Annotated in this window: 15 protein-coding genes; 14 read left to right on the top strand and 1 reads right to left on the bottom strand. The window is 49.7% G+C overall.

The features are described 5' to 3' along the window. Positions 1-3 precede the first annotated feature (3 nt). Positions 4-522, top strand: a complete 519-nt coding sequence (locus NYE50_RS18820) for an acyltransferase (protein ID WP_072177048.1) — start codon at positions 4-6, stop codon at positions 520-522. A gap of 16 nt (positions 523-538) precedes the next feature. Here NYE50_RS18820 and NYE50_RS18815 read toward each other — a convergent pair whose 3' ends face one another. After that, positions 539-1,264 carry a C39 family peptidase gene (locus NYE50_RS18815; RefSeq protein WP_159354633.1) on the bottom strand — a complete coding sequence of 242 codons (726 nt, stop codon included), beginning with the start codon at positions 1,262-1,264 and terminating at the stop codon, positions 539-541. 237 nt (positions 1,265-1,501) lie between these two features. Between NYE50_RS18815 and NYE50_RS18810 the strand changes: the two genes are divergently transcribed. The 13 genes from NYE50_RS18810 (at position 1,502) to NYE50_RS18750 (ending at position 13,939) form a co-directional block, all read left to right on the top strand. Further along, positions 1,502-2,674: an ATP phosphoribosyltransferase regulatory subunit gene (locus NYE50_RS18810; RefSeq protein WP_022553850.1), complete on the top strand. Its 1,173-nt coding sequence runs from the start codon at positions 1,502-1,504 to the stop codon at positions 2,672-2,674. Further along, a complete protein-coding gene (hisG, locus tag NYE50_RS18805) occupies positions 2,667-3,308 on the top strand; it encodes an ATP phosphoribosyltransferase (protein WP_029325809.1) in 642 nt (213 codons plus the stop codon). Before NYE50_RS18810 ends, hisG begins: the two co-directional genes overlap by 8 nt. Beyond that, complete coding sequence (gene hisD, locus NYE50_RS18800) at positions 3,305-4,618, top strand: histidinol dehydrogenase (RefSeq protein ID WP_224988834.1); 1,314 nt, start codon at positions 3,305-3,307, stop codon at positions 4,616-4,618. Before hisG ends, hisD begins: the two co-directional genes overlap by 4 nt. Then, entirely contained in the window at positions 4,584-5,168 is a 585-nt protein-coding gene (gene hisB, locus NYE50_RS18795; protein WP_224988836.1) for an imidazoleglycerol-phosphate dehydratase HisB, read from the top strand. The genes hisD and hisB overlap by 35 nt, the downstream gene beginning before the upstream one ends. Beyond that, entirely contained in the window at positions 5,169-5,807 is a 639-nt protein-coding gene (hisH, locus tag NYE50_RS18790; protein WP_128496896.1) for an imidazole glycerol phosphate synthase subunit HisH, read from the top strand. Beyond that, positions 5,804-6,541, top strand: coding sequence for a 1-(5-phosphoribosyl)-5-[(5-phosphoribosylamino)methylideneamino]imidazole-4-carboxamide isomerase (gene hisA / locus NYE50_RS18785; RefSeq protein ID WP_072177053.1), 738 nt, complete (start codon positions 5,804-5,806; stop codon positions 6,539-6,541). The genes hisH and hisA overlap by 4 nt, the downstream gene beginning before the upstream one ends. After that, positions 6,538-7,296: an imidazole glycerol phosphate synthase subunit HisF gene (gene hisF / locus NYE50_RS18780; protein ID WP_014418971.1), complete on the top strand. Its 759-nt coding sequence runs from the start codon at positions 6,538-6,540 to the stop codon at positions 7,294-7,296. Before hisA ends, hisF begins: the two co-directional genes overlap by 4 nt. Continuing rightward, entirely contained in the window at positions 7,293-7,913 is a 621-nt protein-coding gene (gene hisIE, locus NYE50_RS18775; protein WP_007407429.1) for a bifunctional phosphoribosyl-AMP cyclohydrolase/phosphoribosyl-ATP diphosphatase HisIE, read from the top strand. The genes hisF and hisIE overlap by 4 nt, the downstream gene beginning before the upstream one ends. 211 nt (positions 7,914-8,124) lie before the next feature. After that, a complete protein-coding gene (locus NYE50_RS18770) occupies positions 8,125-9,894 on the top strand; it encodes an ABC transporter ATP-binding protein (protein WP_014418969.1) in 1,770 nt (589 codons plus the stop codon). Positions 9,895-9,982: 88 nt separating this feature from the next. Continuing rightward, positions 9,983-10,597, top strand: a complete 615-nt coding sequence (locus NYE50_RS18765) for a hypothetical protein (protein ID WP_172869861.1) — start codon at positions 9,983-9,985, stop codon at positions 10,595-10,597. A 36-nt stretch (positions 10,598-10,633) separates the two neighbouring features. Then, positions 10,634-11,311, top strand: a complete 678-nt coding sequence (locus NYE50_RS18760; protein WP_159354630.1) for a response regulator transcription factor — start codon at positions 10,634-10,636, stop codon at positions 11,309-11,311. Next, positions 11,308-12,369 (top strand): sensor histidine kinase, encoded by a 1,062-nt coding sequence (locus NYE50_RS18755; RefSeq protein ID WP_154817966.1) that lies wholly within the window; start codon positions 11,308-11,310, stop codon positions 12,367-12,369. The genes NYE50_RS18760 and NYE50_RS18755 overlap by 4 nt, the downstream gene beginning before the upstream one ends. A gap of 115 nt (positions 12,370-12,484) precedes the next feature. Next, the gene (locus NYE50_RS18750; RefSeq protein WP_021495253.1) at positions 12,485-13,939 is read left to right on the top strand and encodes a tetratricopeptide repeat protein; all 1,455 of its coding nucleotides are present in this window, start codon (positions 12,485-12,487) and stop codon (positions 13,937-13,939) included. The last annotated feature ends 150 nt before the right edge of the window (positions 13,940-14,089 follow it).

Genomic DNA, 14,089 nt, shown 5'->3' with positions numbered 1-14,089 from the left:
TCCGTGAGAAAAACAGACCGCCATCCGGTTGCAGGTGCAAATTCATTGTGGCATGTTTATCAGACGGTTCCCTTTCTGAAGGTGATGAAAAATTTCATCATCATTCAGATCGCAAGGTATACGCCGTTTTTAAGCGTGAAAAACTGGCTGTACCGAACCTTTTTGAAAATGAATGTCGGAAAACAGACGTCATTCGCGCTGATGGTGATGCCGGATATCATGTTTCCCGAAAAAATCACTGTCGGAAAAAACAGCATCATCGGCTACAATACGACGATTTTGGCTCATGAATATTTAATACATGAGTACCGGACCGGTTTTGTCACAATCGGTGACGAGGTGATGATCGGGGCAAACACAACCATTCTGCCCGGCGTCACCATCGGGAGCGGAGCCGTTGTATCAGCCGGCACCCTGGTGCACAAAGATGTCCCGGCCGGGGCGTTTGTCGGAGGAAATCCGATGCAGGTGATCTATACGGACGAAGAAATGAAAAAACGAATGGAAAACCCCGCTGATTAACGTCAGCGGGGTTTTTTTATGACTTGATCACAATGGCCTGGCTGCCCATCTGCTTCCAGGCTTTTTCAAAGTCAGATCGGTCTGTTTTTCTGTTTTTATAGCCGTAAGGATCATTAACGTATACATAATCGTGATCATAACCGGTGACGGCTACGCTATGCATGCTGAACGTAATGTCGATTTTTCCGTTCGGCGTATTCCAAGTCTGCATATTATCAACCGGCTTAAAGGATGTGGTGGTAATCACCCAGACCGGCCGCCCTTTTTCAAGCTGGCGGTACACTGAAGAAATGTCTTTTCCCGTCAGGTCGTATACTTTGTTTCCCGCATACTTTTTGGCAAGTTTATCAATCGGCTCATGATAAACGCCTAAACCCGGGCCGTTTTCCATGTCTCCTGCAAATCCTTCATTCGGATCTCCCTTAAGCCCGCTGCTGTATGTGAGCGGAACTTTATTGATTTTATCCGCCAATGTATTTTTTGACACATGATATCCGGCATTGTTCAAAATCATGGCAAGGCTCGTCACCTCACAGCCATTGTACAGTCTGGGAGAATCCATCTGTCTGTACAGAACGACATTCAGCGGTGACGCGCTCCCTTTTAACGGTGTTTTCTCATCAGGCTCGTCGGACTGCTGATTAAAAAAATTCAAATGAATATCGTTTGTATAGATGTTATACCCGAGATAGACAAGGATGGCTGTCAGAATCAGCACACATAATGTTCCAAGCGTCTTCATTATTACTCTCCCTTGTTTCTGATGAAGCTATTCTATGTATTATAGCACTTCTGCTCAATATGATTCGATCGTTCCGGTATGTTTACAGGTTTGTTCATTCTTTAGCCATGTTTATGGAAAAGAATAGGCGGACATTGGACGTTGCAATTCATTCTTTTATCTGCTAACATATTATCATATTAGTGAACTAAAGGATTCGGAATTTTCCTTCAGATAAAGCGGAGGTGCAAAAGGCAAATGTTTATGTTTGAGAAACCGCATGGCATGAGAGATACGCTGCCCGGTTTATACGAAGCCAAGAAAAAAGTCCGTTCCACACTGACGGATTTAATTGATAAATGGGGTTATCAGTTTATGGAGACGCCGACCCTTGAATTTTATGAAACAGTAGGCGTCCAGTCAGCCATTGAAGAACAGCAGCTGTTTAAGCTTCTCGATCAGGACGGAAAAACGCTTGTGCTTCGGCCTGACATGACCGGACCGATTGCCAGGGTGGCGGCGTCTAAGCTGCACAAACACAATCATCCGCTCAGAGCGGGGTACGCGGCAAGCGTCTATCGCGCTCAGGAGCGGGAAGGCGGACGTCCGGCAGAATTTGAACAGGTCGGCGCGGAGCTGATCGGCGACGGATCAACAAGCGCGGACGCCGAGGTGATTGCGCTGGCGGCCGGCGCTTTGAAAAACGCGGGATTGCACCGGTTTAAAATCGCGATCGGCCATGCCGGACTCGCTGATGAGCTGTTTGTCGAGGTTTTGGGCAATGCCGAGCGGGCGGATGTTCTGCGGCGCTTTCTCTTTGAAAAGAATTACGTGGGATACAGGGAACATGTCAAATCGCTTCCGCTTTCTTCAATAGACAAAAGCCGGCTGCTCGCACTTCTGGAATTGCGAGGCGGGAAAGAAATCTGCGCCAAGGCGGAGGAGATCATCGGCATCTCCGGACAAAGCTTGATTCAGGAGCTGGAAGACCTGTGGGACATTCTTGAGGATTACGGGTGTGCCGAGCATATTCGCCTTGATCTGAATATGGTCAGCCATATGAGTTATTACACGGGAATTTTATTCGAAGTGTACGCGGCAAATGTTGGTTTCGTCATCGGAAGCGGCGGACGCTATAACAATCTTCTCGGCCATTTCGGCAGTCCCGCTCCCGCCACGGGTTTCGGGCTCCGTATCGACAGGCTGATTGAAGCGCTCGGCATCCAGGAAGAAACTAGTGAAGCGGACGCTGTGATTTTCAGCAAGGAGCAGCGGGCGCAGGCCATTTTATTCGCGGAGGAAGAAAGGGCGAGAGGCAGAAAAGTCGTCCTGCAGGATTTAGCGGGCATTGAAAATATCGATCATATGACAAAATCATTCGTAAACGTCACATACTTTATCGGTGCAAGAAAGGAAGAGCAGAATGGGTAAGGTACTCACAATGGCAATGCCAAAAGGACGGATATTCGAAGAAGCGGCCGGGTTGCTGCGGCAGGCCGGGTACAGGCTCCCCGAGGAGTTTGAAGAATCGAGAAAGCTGATCATTGACGTTCCTGAAGAAAATCTCCGCTTTATTCTGGCAAAGCCGATGGATGTGACGACTTATGTCGAGCATGGCGTCGCTGATGCCGGTATTGCCGGAAAGGATGTCATGCTTGAGGAAGAGCGTGACGTGTATGAGGTGCTCGATCTGAAAATCAGCAAATGCCATCTCGCCGTTGCGGGGCTTCCCGGAGCGGATTGGAACGGAGTCGCCCCGAGGATTGCGACGAAATATCCGAATGTTGCGTCAAGTTATTTCAGAGAGCAGGGCGAGCAGGTGGAAATCATTAAGCTGAACGGTTCGATTGAATTGGCGCCTTTAATCGGGCTTGCTGACAGAATCGTCGATATCGTATCAACCGGGCGGACATTAAAGGAAAACGGTCTCGTTGAATCAGAACATATTTGTGACATCACATCGCGTTTTATCGTCAATCCGGTCAGCTACCGCATGAAGGATGATGTAATCGACGAAATGGCGGCCAGGCTGGCCAAGGTTGTGGAAGGAGAAACGGCACAATGAAAATAACCGCAGTAAAAAGAAGCGAGCAGTTCTCACTGAAGCGTTCCATCGACAGCGGGACTGAAGAGCAGCGGAAAACCGTCAGGGGGATTATTGAAGACGTCAGACAAAACGGTGACAAAGCCGTTTTGTCCTATACAAAAACATTTGACGGCATCAGCCTGAATCAAATGGCCGTGAGCGCAGAGGAAGTCACCGAGGCGTACCGTCTGCTTGATGATCAGCTGCTGGAAGTGATCAGACAGGCGATTGCCAATATGAAAGAATATCACGAACGCCAGCTGCAATCTTCTTGGTTTTACCATCGCAAAGACGGCACGATGCTCGGGCAGAAAATAACGGCGCTCGATTCCGCGGGCGTATACGTGCCGGGCGGGACGGCCGCTTATCCGTCTTCCGTTTTAATGAATGTCATCCCCGCTCTCGCTGCGGGAGTGGAACGGATCGTTCTCGTCAGTCCTCCGGGGAAAGACGGCCGCCTTTCGCCGGGCGTTCTGGCGGCGGCCTCTGAGCTCGGCATAAAGGAAATTTACAAAGCGGGAGGATCGCAGGCGATTGCCGCGCTCGCTTACGGAACGGAAACGATACAGCCTGTAGATAAGATCACGGGCCCCGGAAATATATTTGTAGCACTCGCGAAGCGGGAAGTCTTCGGCGTTGTGGATATTGACATGATTGCCGGACCCAGTGAAATCGTGGTTCTGGCAGACGATACGGCGGTGCCCAAAGAAGTCGCTGCTGACCTGCTTTCACAGGCCGAACACGATACGCTCAGCTCAAGCGTGCTTGTCACCGACTCACGGAAGCTTGCCGAAGCAGTATCAGATGAGGTGGATAAACAGCTTCAGACCCTGCCGCGCAAAGAAATCGCCGAAGCATCGATCAGGGATCACGGCCGCATTTATATCGCGGAATCGATGGAAGATGCAGTGGACACGGTGAATGCGCTGGCGCCTGAGCATTTAGAAATCATGACGCATTCGCCGGAGGCTTTGCTTGGAAGCATCCGACACGCGGGGGCGATTTTCTTAGGACGATACAGCGCTGAACCGGTCGGCGATTATTTTGCCGGACCGAATCACGTTTTGCCGACAAACGGAACGGCGCGGTTTTCAAGCCCGTTGAATGTAACAGATTTTCAAAAGAAATCGAGCATCATCTCATACAGCCGGAAGGCATTTGAAACACACGCAGACAGCATTGCCGCATTTGCGAGACTGGAAGGGCTTGAAGCGCACGCAAGATCGATTGAAGCGAGAAACGGAGGAATGACCGATGAGAAAAGCGGAACGCGCCAGAACAACAAATGAGGCCAATATTAAGCTGGCTTTCGAAATAGACGGAGAAGGAAAAGCCGACATCAGCACGGATGTGCCGTTTATGACTCATATGCTTGATTTGTTCACAAAGCACGGGCAATTCAATTTAACTGTTGACGCAAAAGGCGATACGGAGATAGATGATCACCATACGACTGAAGATATCGGCATCTGTTTAGGGCAGGCTTTTTTGGAGGCGCTCGGTGATAAAAAAGGGATCAAACGGTACGGATCAGCGCTTGTGCCGATGGACGAAGCGCTCGCCCAAGTCGCCGTAGACCTGAGCAACCGGCCGCACCTTGAGATGCGCGCTGCATTTCCGCAAGCGAAAGTCGGAACGTTTGATACCGAGCTGGTACATGAATTTCTATGGAAACTGGCGCTGGAAGCGAGAATGAATCTGCACGTCATCGTTCATTACGGCACGAATACCCATCATATGATAGAAGCCGTGTTTAAGGCGCTTGGCAGAGCGCTTGATGAAGCGTCATCCATTGATCCGCGCGTCAAGGGTGTGCCGTCTACGAAAGGAATGCTGTAAATGATCGGTGTAATTGATTACGGTATGGGCAATTTATTCAGCGTGTCGAAGGCGCTGGAACGCGTCGGCGTCCCGTATGTCGTATCAGACCGGCCGGAAGAGCTTGAAAAAGCGGATGCTTTTATTCTTCCCGGTGTCGGATCATTCAGTGACGCCATGGACAATTTACGCAGCACGAAGCTTGATCAATTCATACACCGTATGGTTGACGAGGGTAAGCTGCTCCTCGGCATCTGCCTCGGCATGCAGCTCATTTTCGAAGAAAGCACCGAAAACGGCTCTGCAAAAGGACTTGGTTTATTAGCCGGAAAAGCTGTGAGACTCAAAGACAAAGATGCCGAAGGAAACAAGCTGAAGGTGCCGCATATGGGCTGGAACCGGCTGACGTTTCACCAAACGTCTCCTTTGCTTTCGGAAGCGGAAGAAGGCTTCGTTTACTTTGTCCATTCCTATTATATAGACGGGATGGAAGACGGCGATCTTCTGGCAAGCGCTGAGTACGGCGTTCGTGTTCCGGCGGTCGTCGGGAAACGCAATGTCTTCGGTGCCCAGTTTCACCCGGAAAAAAGCGGTACGGCCGGAATGGCGATCTTAACGCAATTTACAAAAATGGCAGCGGAACAGAAGGTGAAGAAATGAACGCTTTTACATTATATCCGGCAATCGATATGAGAAACGGCAAATGCGTCCGCCTCATCCAAGGCGATTACGGCAAGGAAACGATATACGGTGACTCTCCTTTAGACATGGCGGCGCAATTTGCACAAGAAGGCGCCGAATGGATTCATCTCGTGGATCTTGACGGCGCGAAAGCAGGCAGGAAAGTAAACGACAGGCATGTTCTTGACATTGCGCGGCAGCTTGATGTCAAAGTCGAGATCGGCGGCGGGATCCGTTCTGAAGCGGATGTGTACGGTTATTTATCACAAGGTGTTGATCGCGTCATTCTCGGCAGCTCGGCCGTTTCCGATCCGGCGTTTGTGAAAAGCATGCTGAAACAATACGGCGGGAAAATTGCCATCGGTCTTGATGCAAGAAACGGATATGTCTCGACGGAAGGCTGGCTGGAAACATCTTCGGTAAGGGCGGCCGATCTGGGCCGTGAGTTGGCGGAGGAAGGAGCGGAAACCTTCATTTTCACGGATATTGCAACTGACGGCATGCTGTCAGGACCGAACATCGAAAGCACCGTTCAGCTCGCAAAAGCAACGGGAAAAACCGTCATCGCTTCAGGCGGAGTCAGCTCAGTCGCCGATCTCAAAGCACTGGCCCGCTTCAAAGACGCCGGCGTATCGGGAGCGATTATCGGAAAAGCGCTGTATACAAAACAATTTACATTGGCTGAAGCGCTCAGCGGGGTGAAGGACGCATGATCACGAAACGAATCATTCCGTGTCTCGATGTGAAAGAAGGACGCGTCGTCAAAGGCATTCAATTTCTCGGGCTGAAAGATGCGGGCGATCCTGTCGAGCTGGCCGAAGCTTACGACAGGGAGGGCGCTGACGAACTTGTTTTTCTCGACATTTCCGCCTCTCACGAAGGCCGCAAGACGATGACAGACGTCGTAGAACAGGTTGCGGCAAAACTGGCGATTCCGTTTACGGTCGGCGGCGGAATTAATCAATTAAGCGATATGAAACGAATGCTTCGCGCCGGCGCTGATAAAGTATCCGTTAATACAGCGGCCGTCCTCCGCCCCGAGCTGATTACGGAAGGAGCGGATTTTTTCGGCTCGCAATGCATCGTCGCGGCGATTGACGCAAAGTATGACGAAGATTCGGATTGCTATAAAGTGTACACACACGGCGGCAGACAGAAAACCGACTGGGAAGTCACGGCCTGGGCAAAAGAAGCCGTCAGCCGGGGAGCGGGCGAAATCCTGCTGACAAGCATGGACGCAGACGGTGAGAAAACAGGCTTTAATCATACGCTCACACAGCTTGTCACACGTGCCGTCCCGGTGCCCGTCATTGCGTCAGGGGGAGCCGGCAGCGCGCGCCATATGCTTGAAGCCTTCACGATCGGTGAAGCGGACGCCGCGCTTGCAGCTTCCATTTTCCATTACAAAGAGACATCTATAAAAGAAGTGAAAGATTATATGAAGAAACACGGGGTGAATGTGAGATGAAACGGGCAGATGAACTGCGGTTTGACGAGGCCGGACTGATTCCCGCCATCGTACAGGATGCGGCAAGCAAAGAAGTGCTGACACTGGCTTATATGAATCGTGAATCCTACGAAAAAACGATAGAAACGAAAGAAACCTGGTTTTACAGCCGTTCACGAGGGGAGCTGTGGCATAAAGGAGCGACATCAGGGAATACCCAAAAGGTGAAAGCCATCCGTTATGACTGCGATCAAGATGCCCTCGTCGTGCTTGCGGAGCCCTCAGGACCCGCCTGCCATAAGGGAAGCTACAGCTGCTTTTCTCCGGAAAAAGCGGACGCGCAGGATCGTTTCGGCATCTTAAATGAACTGGAAAGCGTAATCGCCAAACGGCAGGCGGAGATGCCTGACGGAGCCTACACAACGTACCTGTTTCGGGAAGGCGTCGATAAAATCCTCAAAAAAGTCGGCGAGGAAGCCGCAGAGGTTATTATCGCCGCAAAAAACCGCGACCATGAAGAATTAAAATGGGAAGCGGCAGATTTGCTGTATCATTTGCTCGTTCTTCTGCGTGAGCAGTCGCTTCCTTTGGACGACGTGCTTGACGTCCTTGCAAAACGCCATTCAGCATCTGAGTAAAACAAACCTCACGGAGAGATCCGTGAGGTTTTTAATCTGTCAAACTTAAACATTCAATTAAATATTCCTTATTTCCGCAACCGGAGGCAGATGAATTTGATAATATTGACTAATAGAGTTTATTTTGGTTTTTGTCAAAAATGTACGTTTTGTTCATATTCCGTTCATGCACATCCGTTATAGTATAAACAGTGATATAGGAGGAAAACATATGCCGAATAAACAACCAAAACCTAAAGGGAAATTCAGCTCATTCTTTTCATTAGTCAAAAAAACAAAACCATCATACGGTATGCTGGCCTTCGCGCTGTCTCTCAGTATTGTGACAACGCTCGTCAGCCTGCTGATTCCGCTATTGACAAAGCAGCTCGTTGACGGCTTTTCCATGTCGTCGCTGTCAGGCGTGCAAATCGGAATCATCGCGGCCGTGTTTATTGTACAGGCCGCATTAAGCGCCTACGCCACCTACGCCCTGAACTACAGCGGCCAGAAAATCATCTCGGGACTGCGTGATTTGTTGTGGCAGAAATTAATTAAACTGCCCGTCTCTTATTTTGACAAAAACGCCACGGGAGAAACGATCAGCCGTGTCACCAATGACACAATGGTGGTAAAAGAGCTGATCACAAACAATATCAGCGGATTTATTACCGGAATCATTTCCGTTATCGGGTCACTGACGATCTTATTTTTCATGAACTGGAAGCTCACATTGCTCGTGCTGATCGTCGTGCCGCTGGCTGCGGTGATTTTAGTGCCGATCGGCCGGAAAATGTTTAAAATTTCTCGGGAAACACAGGATGAAACGGCGAGATTCACCGGCTTATTAAACCACATCCTCCCGGAAATCAGGCTTGTAAAAGCGTCAAACGCTGAAGAAGCGGAATACGGACGCGGAAAAGCAGGCATCATGGCGCTCTTTAAACTCGGGCTGCGTGAAGCGAAGGTGCAGTCGCTCGTAGGCCCGCTTATTACACTTGTATTAATGGCGGCGCTGGTCGCTGTCATCGGGTACGGCGGGATGCAGGTGTCATCCGGTGAATTGACAGCCGGCGCACTCGTTGCCTTTATCCTGTATTTGTTTCAGATCATTATGCCGATGGGCCAGATCACTTCATTTTTCACACAGCTTCAAAAATCCGTCGGCGCAACGGAACGGATGATTCATATTCTTGCAGAAAAAGAAGAAGATATCCAAACCGGAAAAGCCATTGAAAACGCAGATCAGCCGATTAAGCTTGAACAAGTCTCATTCGGCTACAAAACAGATCAAACCATCTTAAAAGACATTACGGCTACGATTGAGGCCGGCAAAGTCACCGCGATTGTCGGACCGAGCGGCGGCGGAAAAACAACGTTATTTAAGCTGCTTGAACGATTCTACAATCCGACTGCGGGCAGCATCCTGCTCGGAAATGAACCGATTGATACGTATTCCCTTGAGTCATGGCGGGAGCATATCGGCTACGTGTCGCAAGAAAGCCCGTTAATGTCAGGCACCATCCGCGACAATATCTGCTACGGATTAAAACGCGAGGTGACTGATGAGGAACTGAGGCAAGCGGCTGACATGGCCTACGCCCTGCAATTTATTGAAGACTTACCGAAGAAATTTGAAACCGAGGTCGGTGAGCGGGGAATTATGCTGTCAGGCGGACAGCGCCAGCGCATCGCCATTGCCAGAGCGCTCCTTCGCAACCCGAGCATTCTGATGCTTGATGAAGCGACATCAAGTCTGGACAGCCAATCTGAAAAATGGGTGCAGCAGGCGCTGGAAGTTCTAATGGAAGGCCGCACCACCATCGTGATCGCCCACCGTTTATCCACGGTTGTGGATGCAGATCAGCTTCTCTTTGTCGAACAGGGTGAAATCACCGGACGGGGCACACACCATGAATTAATGGCATCCCATTCGCTGTACCGCGATTTTGCGGAGCAGCAGCTGAAGCTGAATGCCGACTTAGAAAACAAAGCTGTGTAAAGCAAGACTTTATGAATAAAAAGCAGCTGAAAAAGCTGCTTTTTATTTTGCAGACGGAGTTCTGTTCATAGAAAGCGGAGGTTAAATCATGAAAAAACGCACAAAGATTTTTTATTGTCACGCGGCCGTACTGCTCGTATTCATGACTGCCGGGTGTACGGACGGTAACGATGATGAGCCAGGCCATTCTTCAAGTCCGGCCGGGGGAAGCAGCATCAACAAGGCTGAAACAGCATCAGCGGCAGAAAAAAACGAACCCGTAAACAAAGATTCACATCACGTCTCTGCGGACAAAAGCGAACCGGATAACATGTCGGCAGATTATTCTCCTCTGCAAATTGAATATGCCCGCATCTGGCTGCAGCTTGGGGAAAATCAGCAGATAGATGAATTGAACGTTCGCCGCATTCCGGCCGGAGCACTCGTCAACCCTGACGATCACACGAGCGCCCGCTATCCGGAAGATGTTACGCAGTTAGCAGGCTCCCGGTTAATCGATGGGTCAGTCACTTACAGCAGCAACGGCGACGGCACCATTCAGGTATACAATGTTCCTTTGCGCTGGGAGTCTCGTGAAGATACTGATCAAGGCGTAATGAAAGAAGTGACGGAAGAGATGATCCGCCATACAAAAAAAGTGTCTGTTGATACAGGAGACAATGAAAAAATAAGACGGTTAATAGACATCATGTCGATTCATTAAAAGAAGACAGGCAAAAAAGCAGAAGGAGGGATTTTCATGGCTGTCATATTGGTTGCGGATGACGACCGCCATATCCGTGAGCTTGTCCGCCTTATGATGGAGCAGAGCGGTTTTGACGTCGCAGAAGCGGAAGACGGGGAAGCGGCGGTGCGGCTGATCGAATCCGCACCTATAGATCTCATCATACTGGATGTGATGATGCCGAAAATGGACGGGTTTGAAGTCAGTGAAGCCGTCCGCAGCTTTACGGACATTCCGATTTTGATGCTGACGGCAAAAGGCGAAACGCAGGACAAAGTGCAAGGTTTTACTTCCGGAGCGGATGATTATCTCGTCAAACCGTTTGAGCCGCTTGAGCTGGAAGCAAGGGTCAAAGCATTGCTGAAACGGTACCGGATCACCGCTGAAAAACTGCTGACCATCGGAACGGTCACATTAGATAAGCAATCCCGCACCGTAACGCGCGGCGGCGGAGCGGGATTGACACTGCCCCGGCGTGAATTTGAGCTTTTATTTAAGCTCGCCGGTTATCCGAATAAGACGTTTTCAAGAGAACAATTAATAGAAGATATTTGGGGCTTTGATTATGAAGGTGACGAGCGGACCGTTGATGTGCATATTAAAAGGCTGAGAGAACGGTTTCCGGAAAAAGACTATCCGTTTGCCATCCATACGGTGCGGGGGCTCGGGTATCGGTTTGTGGTGACAGGATGAAACGGATCTTCAGAACGGCTGGGAAAATCATCATCCTTCTCACCGTCACCGCATTCTTATGGCTGGCGGCTCATCTGATCGTTCAGGGATTCGGTCTCATATGGCCGATTTTGCTTGTGCCGTACGCCGAGCAGATTGTGACGCTTTGGCTTGTTTTCGGCCTGCTGTTTGTAACGATGTTTATTTTTTCAAAGTCAGCACGTGAAAGACATCATGCGATCTGGGATTCGCTGACCGCCACGATCAAGCAAATGTCGAGCGGCAACTTCACAGCGGCCGCTTCCCGGAAAATGGAGAAGATTGAGCGGAACCACCCCGTGACGAAATTGGCTGATGAACTGTCGACACTCGCCGCGGAACTGAGTGAAATGGAAAAACTGAAACAAGAATTTATTTCGAACGTTTCCCATGAAATCCAAACCCCGCTCACTTCATTAAAGGGCTACGCGCATCTTCTGAAAAAACCGGATTTATCATATGAGGAGCGGGGGCGCTACTTACACATCATCGAAACAGAAACAGAACGATTATCAAAAATCAGTGAAAATCTGCTGAAGCTCACTGCGCTGGACCGCCAAACCGAACCGATACAAAAAAAACCGTTCCGCATTGACAAACAGCTGCGGCGCACCATATTGACCTGTGAGCCTGAATGGTCCGCCAAACAGATTGAGTTTCTCATTGATTTACAGGAGTCGTATGTGTACGGAGATGAAGCGCTGCTCAGCCAAGTATGGATGAATCTGATTCACAATGCCGTAAAATTTACCGGTGAAGGCGGCCGCATTTCCGTTAAAATTGCAGATCTGCCGGGAGCGGCGGCTGTCGAAATCGCCGACGACGGAATCGGAATGGAGCCTGAACAGGCGGAGCGTGTATTTGAACGGTTTTATAAAGCGGACAAGGCGAGAAACGCAGGGGGAAGCGGGCTCGGTCTGTCCATCGCCCAAAAAATCGCAGAGCTGCACGGCGGTTCGATAGAGGTTGAGAGCAAGCGCGGCGAAGGAACCCTTTTCCGCGTCATTCTTCCAGCCGATCCTCGTGAAAAAAACAGCTAAAATCTGGTCGAACCAGCCAGTAAAAAACGAAGCCGATCCTGTCTTTTGAACTATTGAGGCGAAACCGTTTTATGGTATACTACTGACGGTAATACGTATAAAACGGAGGATATTTGTGGGAAAACACACTTCTGAACAGAAAAAGCACGCGCAAATTGTCCAGCTGCTTCAGGATGGACAATATTTTTTTCATAAAGGCTTAAAAGCATATAAAGAGCGGAATTTAAAACGGGCCAGCAAACTGATTCAGCGGGCCGTCCACCTCGAGCCGAATGATTCCGAAATGCTGTCCCGGCTGGCCGTCATTTATTCTGAAATGGGCCACTACCAGCAGTCAAATGAGCTGTTTGACTTTATTTTGGTGAACCTGAAAGAAGAAATGCCCGAGTGTCATTACTTTAAAGCGAATAATTTCGCGCATTTGGGGCTCTTTCAGGAAGCATACAAAGAAGCGGCGGCTTATTCAGATGCCGATCCGGACGGGGAATTCAGCGAAGAGATTGAAAATCTGATGGAGCTTTTGGATTTCGGCGAAGCGGGTGAAGACGAATCGCTCTATGACCAGGATGAGCTGCTGATCAGGCAGGACCGGGCAAAAACGCTTCTTGAGAGCGGCCAGCTTCATGAAGCGGTTGTCATGCTTGAAGAGATTACGGCCGATTACCCCGAGCTTTGGTCTGCATACAACAACCTGGCGCTCGCTTACTTTTACTCAGGCAATGTCACAAAAGCGAAACAAACGGTATTCGAAGTGCTTGAGAAAAATGAAGGCAATCTCCATGCCCTGTGCAACCTCCTTGTATTCTGCTATTACGAGAGGGAAGATGAAAAAGTCGGAGAATTGAGCGAAAGGCTCGCTAATGTGTATCCGATTTTATTCGAACAGCGCTATAAGCTGGGGGCGACGCTTGCGCTTGTCGGCAGACATGATCTCGGTTATAAATGGCTCCGTTCTCTTTACAAAAGCGGGTTCGAAGGCGACGACACGTTTTATTACTGGCTTGCCGCCTCAGCCTACGGGACAGGCCGCACAGAATTTGCGGAAACCATTTGGAAAAAGGCAGAAGCCGAATTTCCCGAATCAGACCGGCCCGCGCCTTGGGCGGAGCGGCAGGAACCGCTGCCTGCTTCACTTGAACAGCGGCTTGCCGCCTATTATATCAGCAGCGCTGAAGGAGAGCGGAACCAGCTTGAAAAAGTTCTGACGGCAAAACGCGCCGTTTCACCGTTTGAACAAGATTTCGTCAGACTGCTGCTTTCCGGTGAAAAAGGCGCTTCAGGCGTTTCCGGTGATGCGCTGTTCACGTATCGGACGGTCAAGCTTCTGGAGAAAGCGGAAGCCGACAGTTTAAAAACTGACGTCATGAGCTGCTGGGTTTTTCACGTCATTCAGCACATCCGCGCCGCCGCTGCCGTACAGAATGAGCGGGCGTGGGCCGCAGCCATCGCATATGTATGGAAAGAAGCAAACGGCGAAAAAACGACGAAAAAAGAAACGGCCGCCGTTTACGGTATAACGCCGGCAACACTTTCGAAATACATCAGACAAATAGATGATATATTAGAATAAAACCGATTCTTTCTATATAAAGAGTCGGTTCTTTTTTTATCAGAAAGGGGCAAAACAGAACTTTACCGCCGAAAAAAGAGGTATTCATACGTATTTTTTTGCTTTTTGAATCGAAATCGGGCTGTAATCACCGTTTATTTTGCAAAATAT

The sequence above is a fragment of the Bacillus sp. EU55 genome (assembly GCF_038005925.1).
Lineage (GTDB): Bacteria > Bacillota > Bacilli > Bacillales > Bacillaceae > Bacillus > Bacillus velezensis.
This window is presented reverse-complemented; position numbering and strand designations above follow the sequence as displayed.

Coding starts and splice junctions, on each gene's coding strand:
- NYE50_RS18770 (WP_014418969.1), top strand. CDS start 8,125: ATGCCGAATAAACAACCAAAACCTAAAGGGAAATTCAGCTCATTCTTT.
- hisB (WP_224988836.1), top strand. CDS start 4,584: ATGAGAAAAGCGGAACGCGCCAGAACAACAAATGAGGCCAATATTAAG.
- NYE50_RS18760 (WP_159354630.1), top strand. CDS start 10,634: ATGGCTGTCATATTGGTTGCGGATGACGACCGCCATATCCGTGAGCTT.
- NYE50_RS18765 (WP_172869861.1), top strand. CDS start 9,983: ATGAAAAAACGCACAAAGATTTTTTATTGTCACGCGGCCGTACTGCTC.
- hisIE (WP_007407429.1), top strand. CDS start 7,293: ATGAAACGGGCAGATGAACTGCGGTTTGACGAGGCCGGACTGATTCCC.
- NYE50_RS18810 (WP_022553850.1), top strand. CDS start 1,502: ATGTTTATGTTTGAGAAACCGCATGGCATGAGAGATACGCTGCCCGGT.
- hisA (WP_072177053.1), top strand. CDS start 5,804: ATGAACGCTTTTACATTATATCCGGCAATCGATATGAGAAACGGCAAA.
- NYE50_RS18755 (WP_154817966.1), top strand. CDS start 11,308: ATGAAACGGATCTTCAGAACGGCTGGGAAAATCATCATCCTTCTCACC.
- hisD (WP_224988834.1), top strand. CDS start 3,305: ATGAAAATAACCGCAGTAAAAAGAAGCGAGCAGTTCTCACTGAAGCGT.
- hisH (WP_128496896.1), top strand. CDS start 5,169: ATGATCGGTGTAATTGATTACGGTATGGGCAATTTATTCAGCGTGTCG.
- hisF (WP_014418971.1), top strand. CDS start 6,538: ATGATCACGAAACGAATCATTCCGTGTCTCGATGTGAAAGAAGGACGC.
- NYE50_RS18815 (WP_159354633.1), bottom strand. CDS start 1,264: ATGAAGACGCTTGGAACATTATGTGTGCTGATTCTGACAGCCATCCTT.
- hisG (WP_029325809.1), top strand. CDS start 2,667: ATGGGTAAGGTACTCACAATGGCAATGCCAAAAGGACGGATATTCGAA.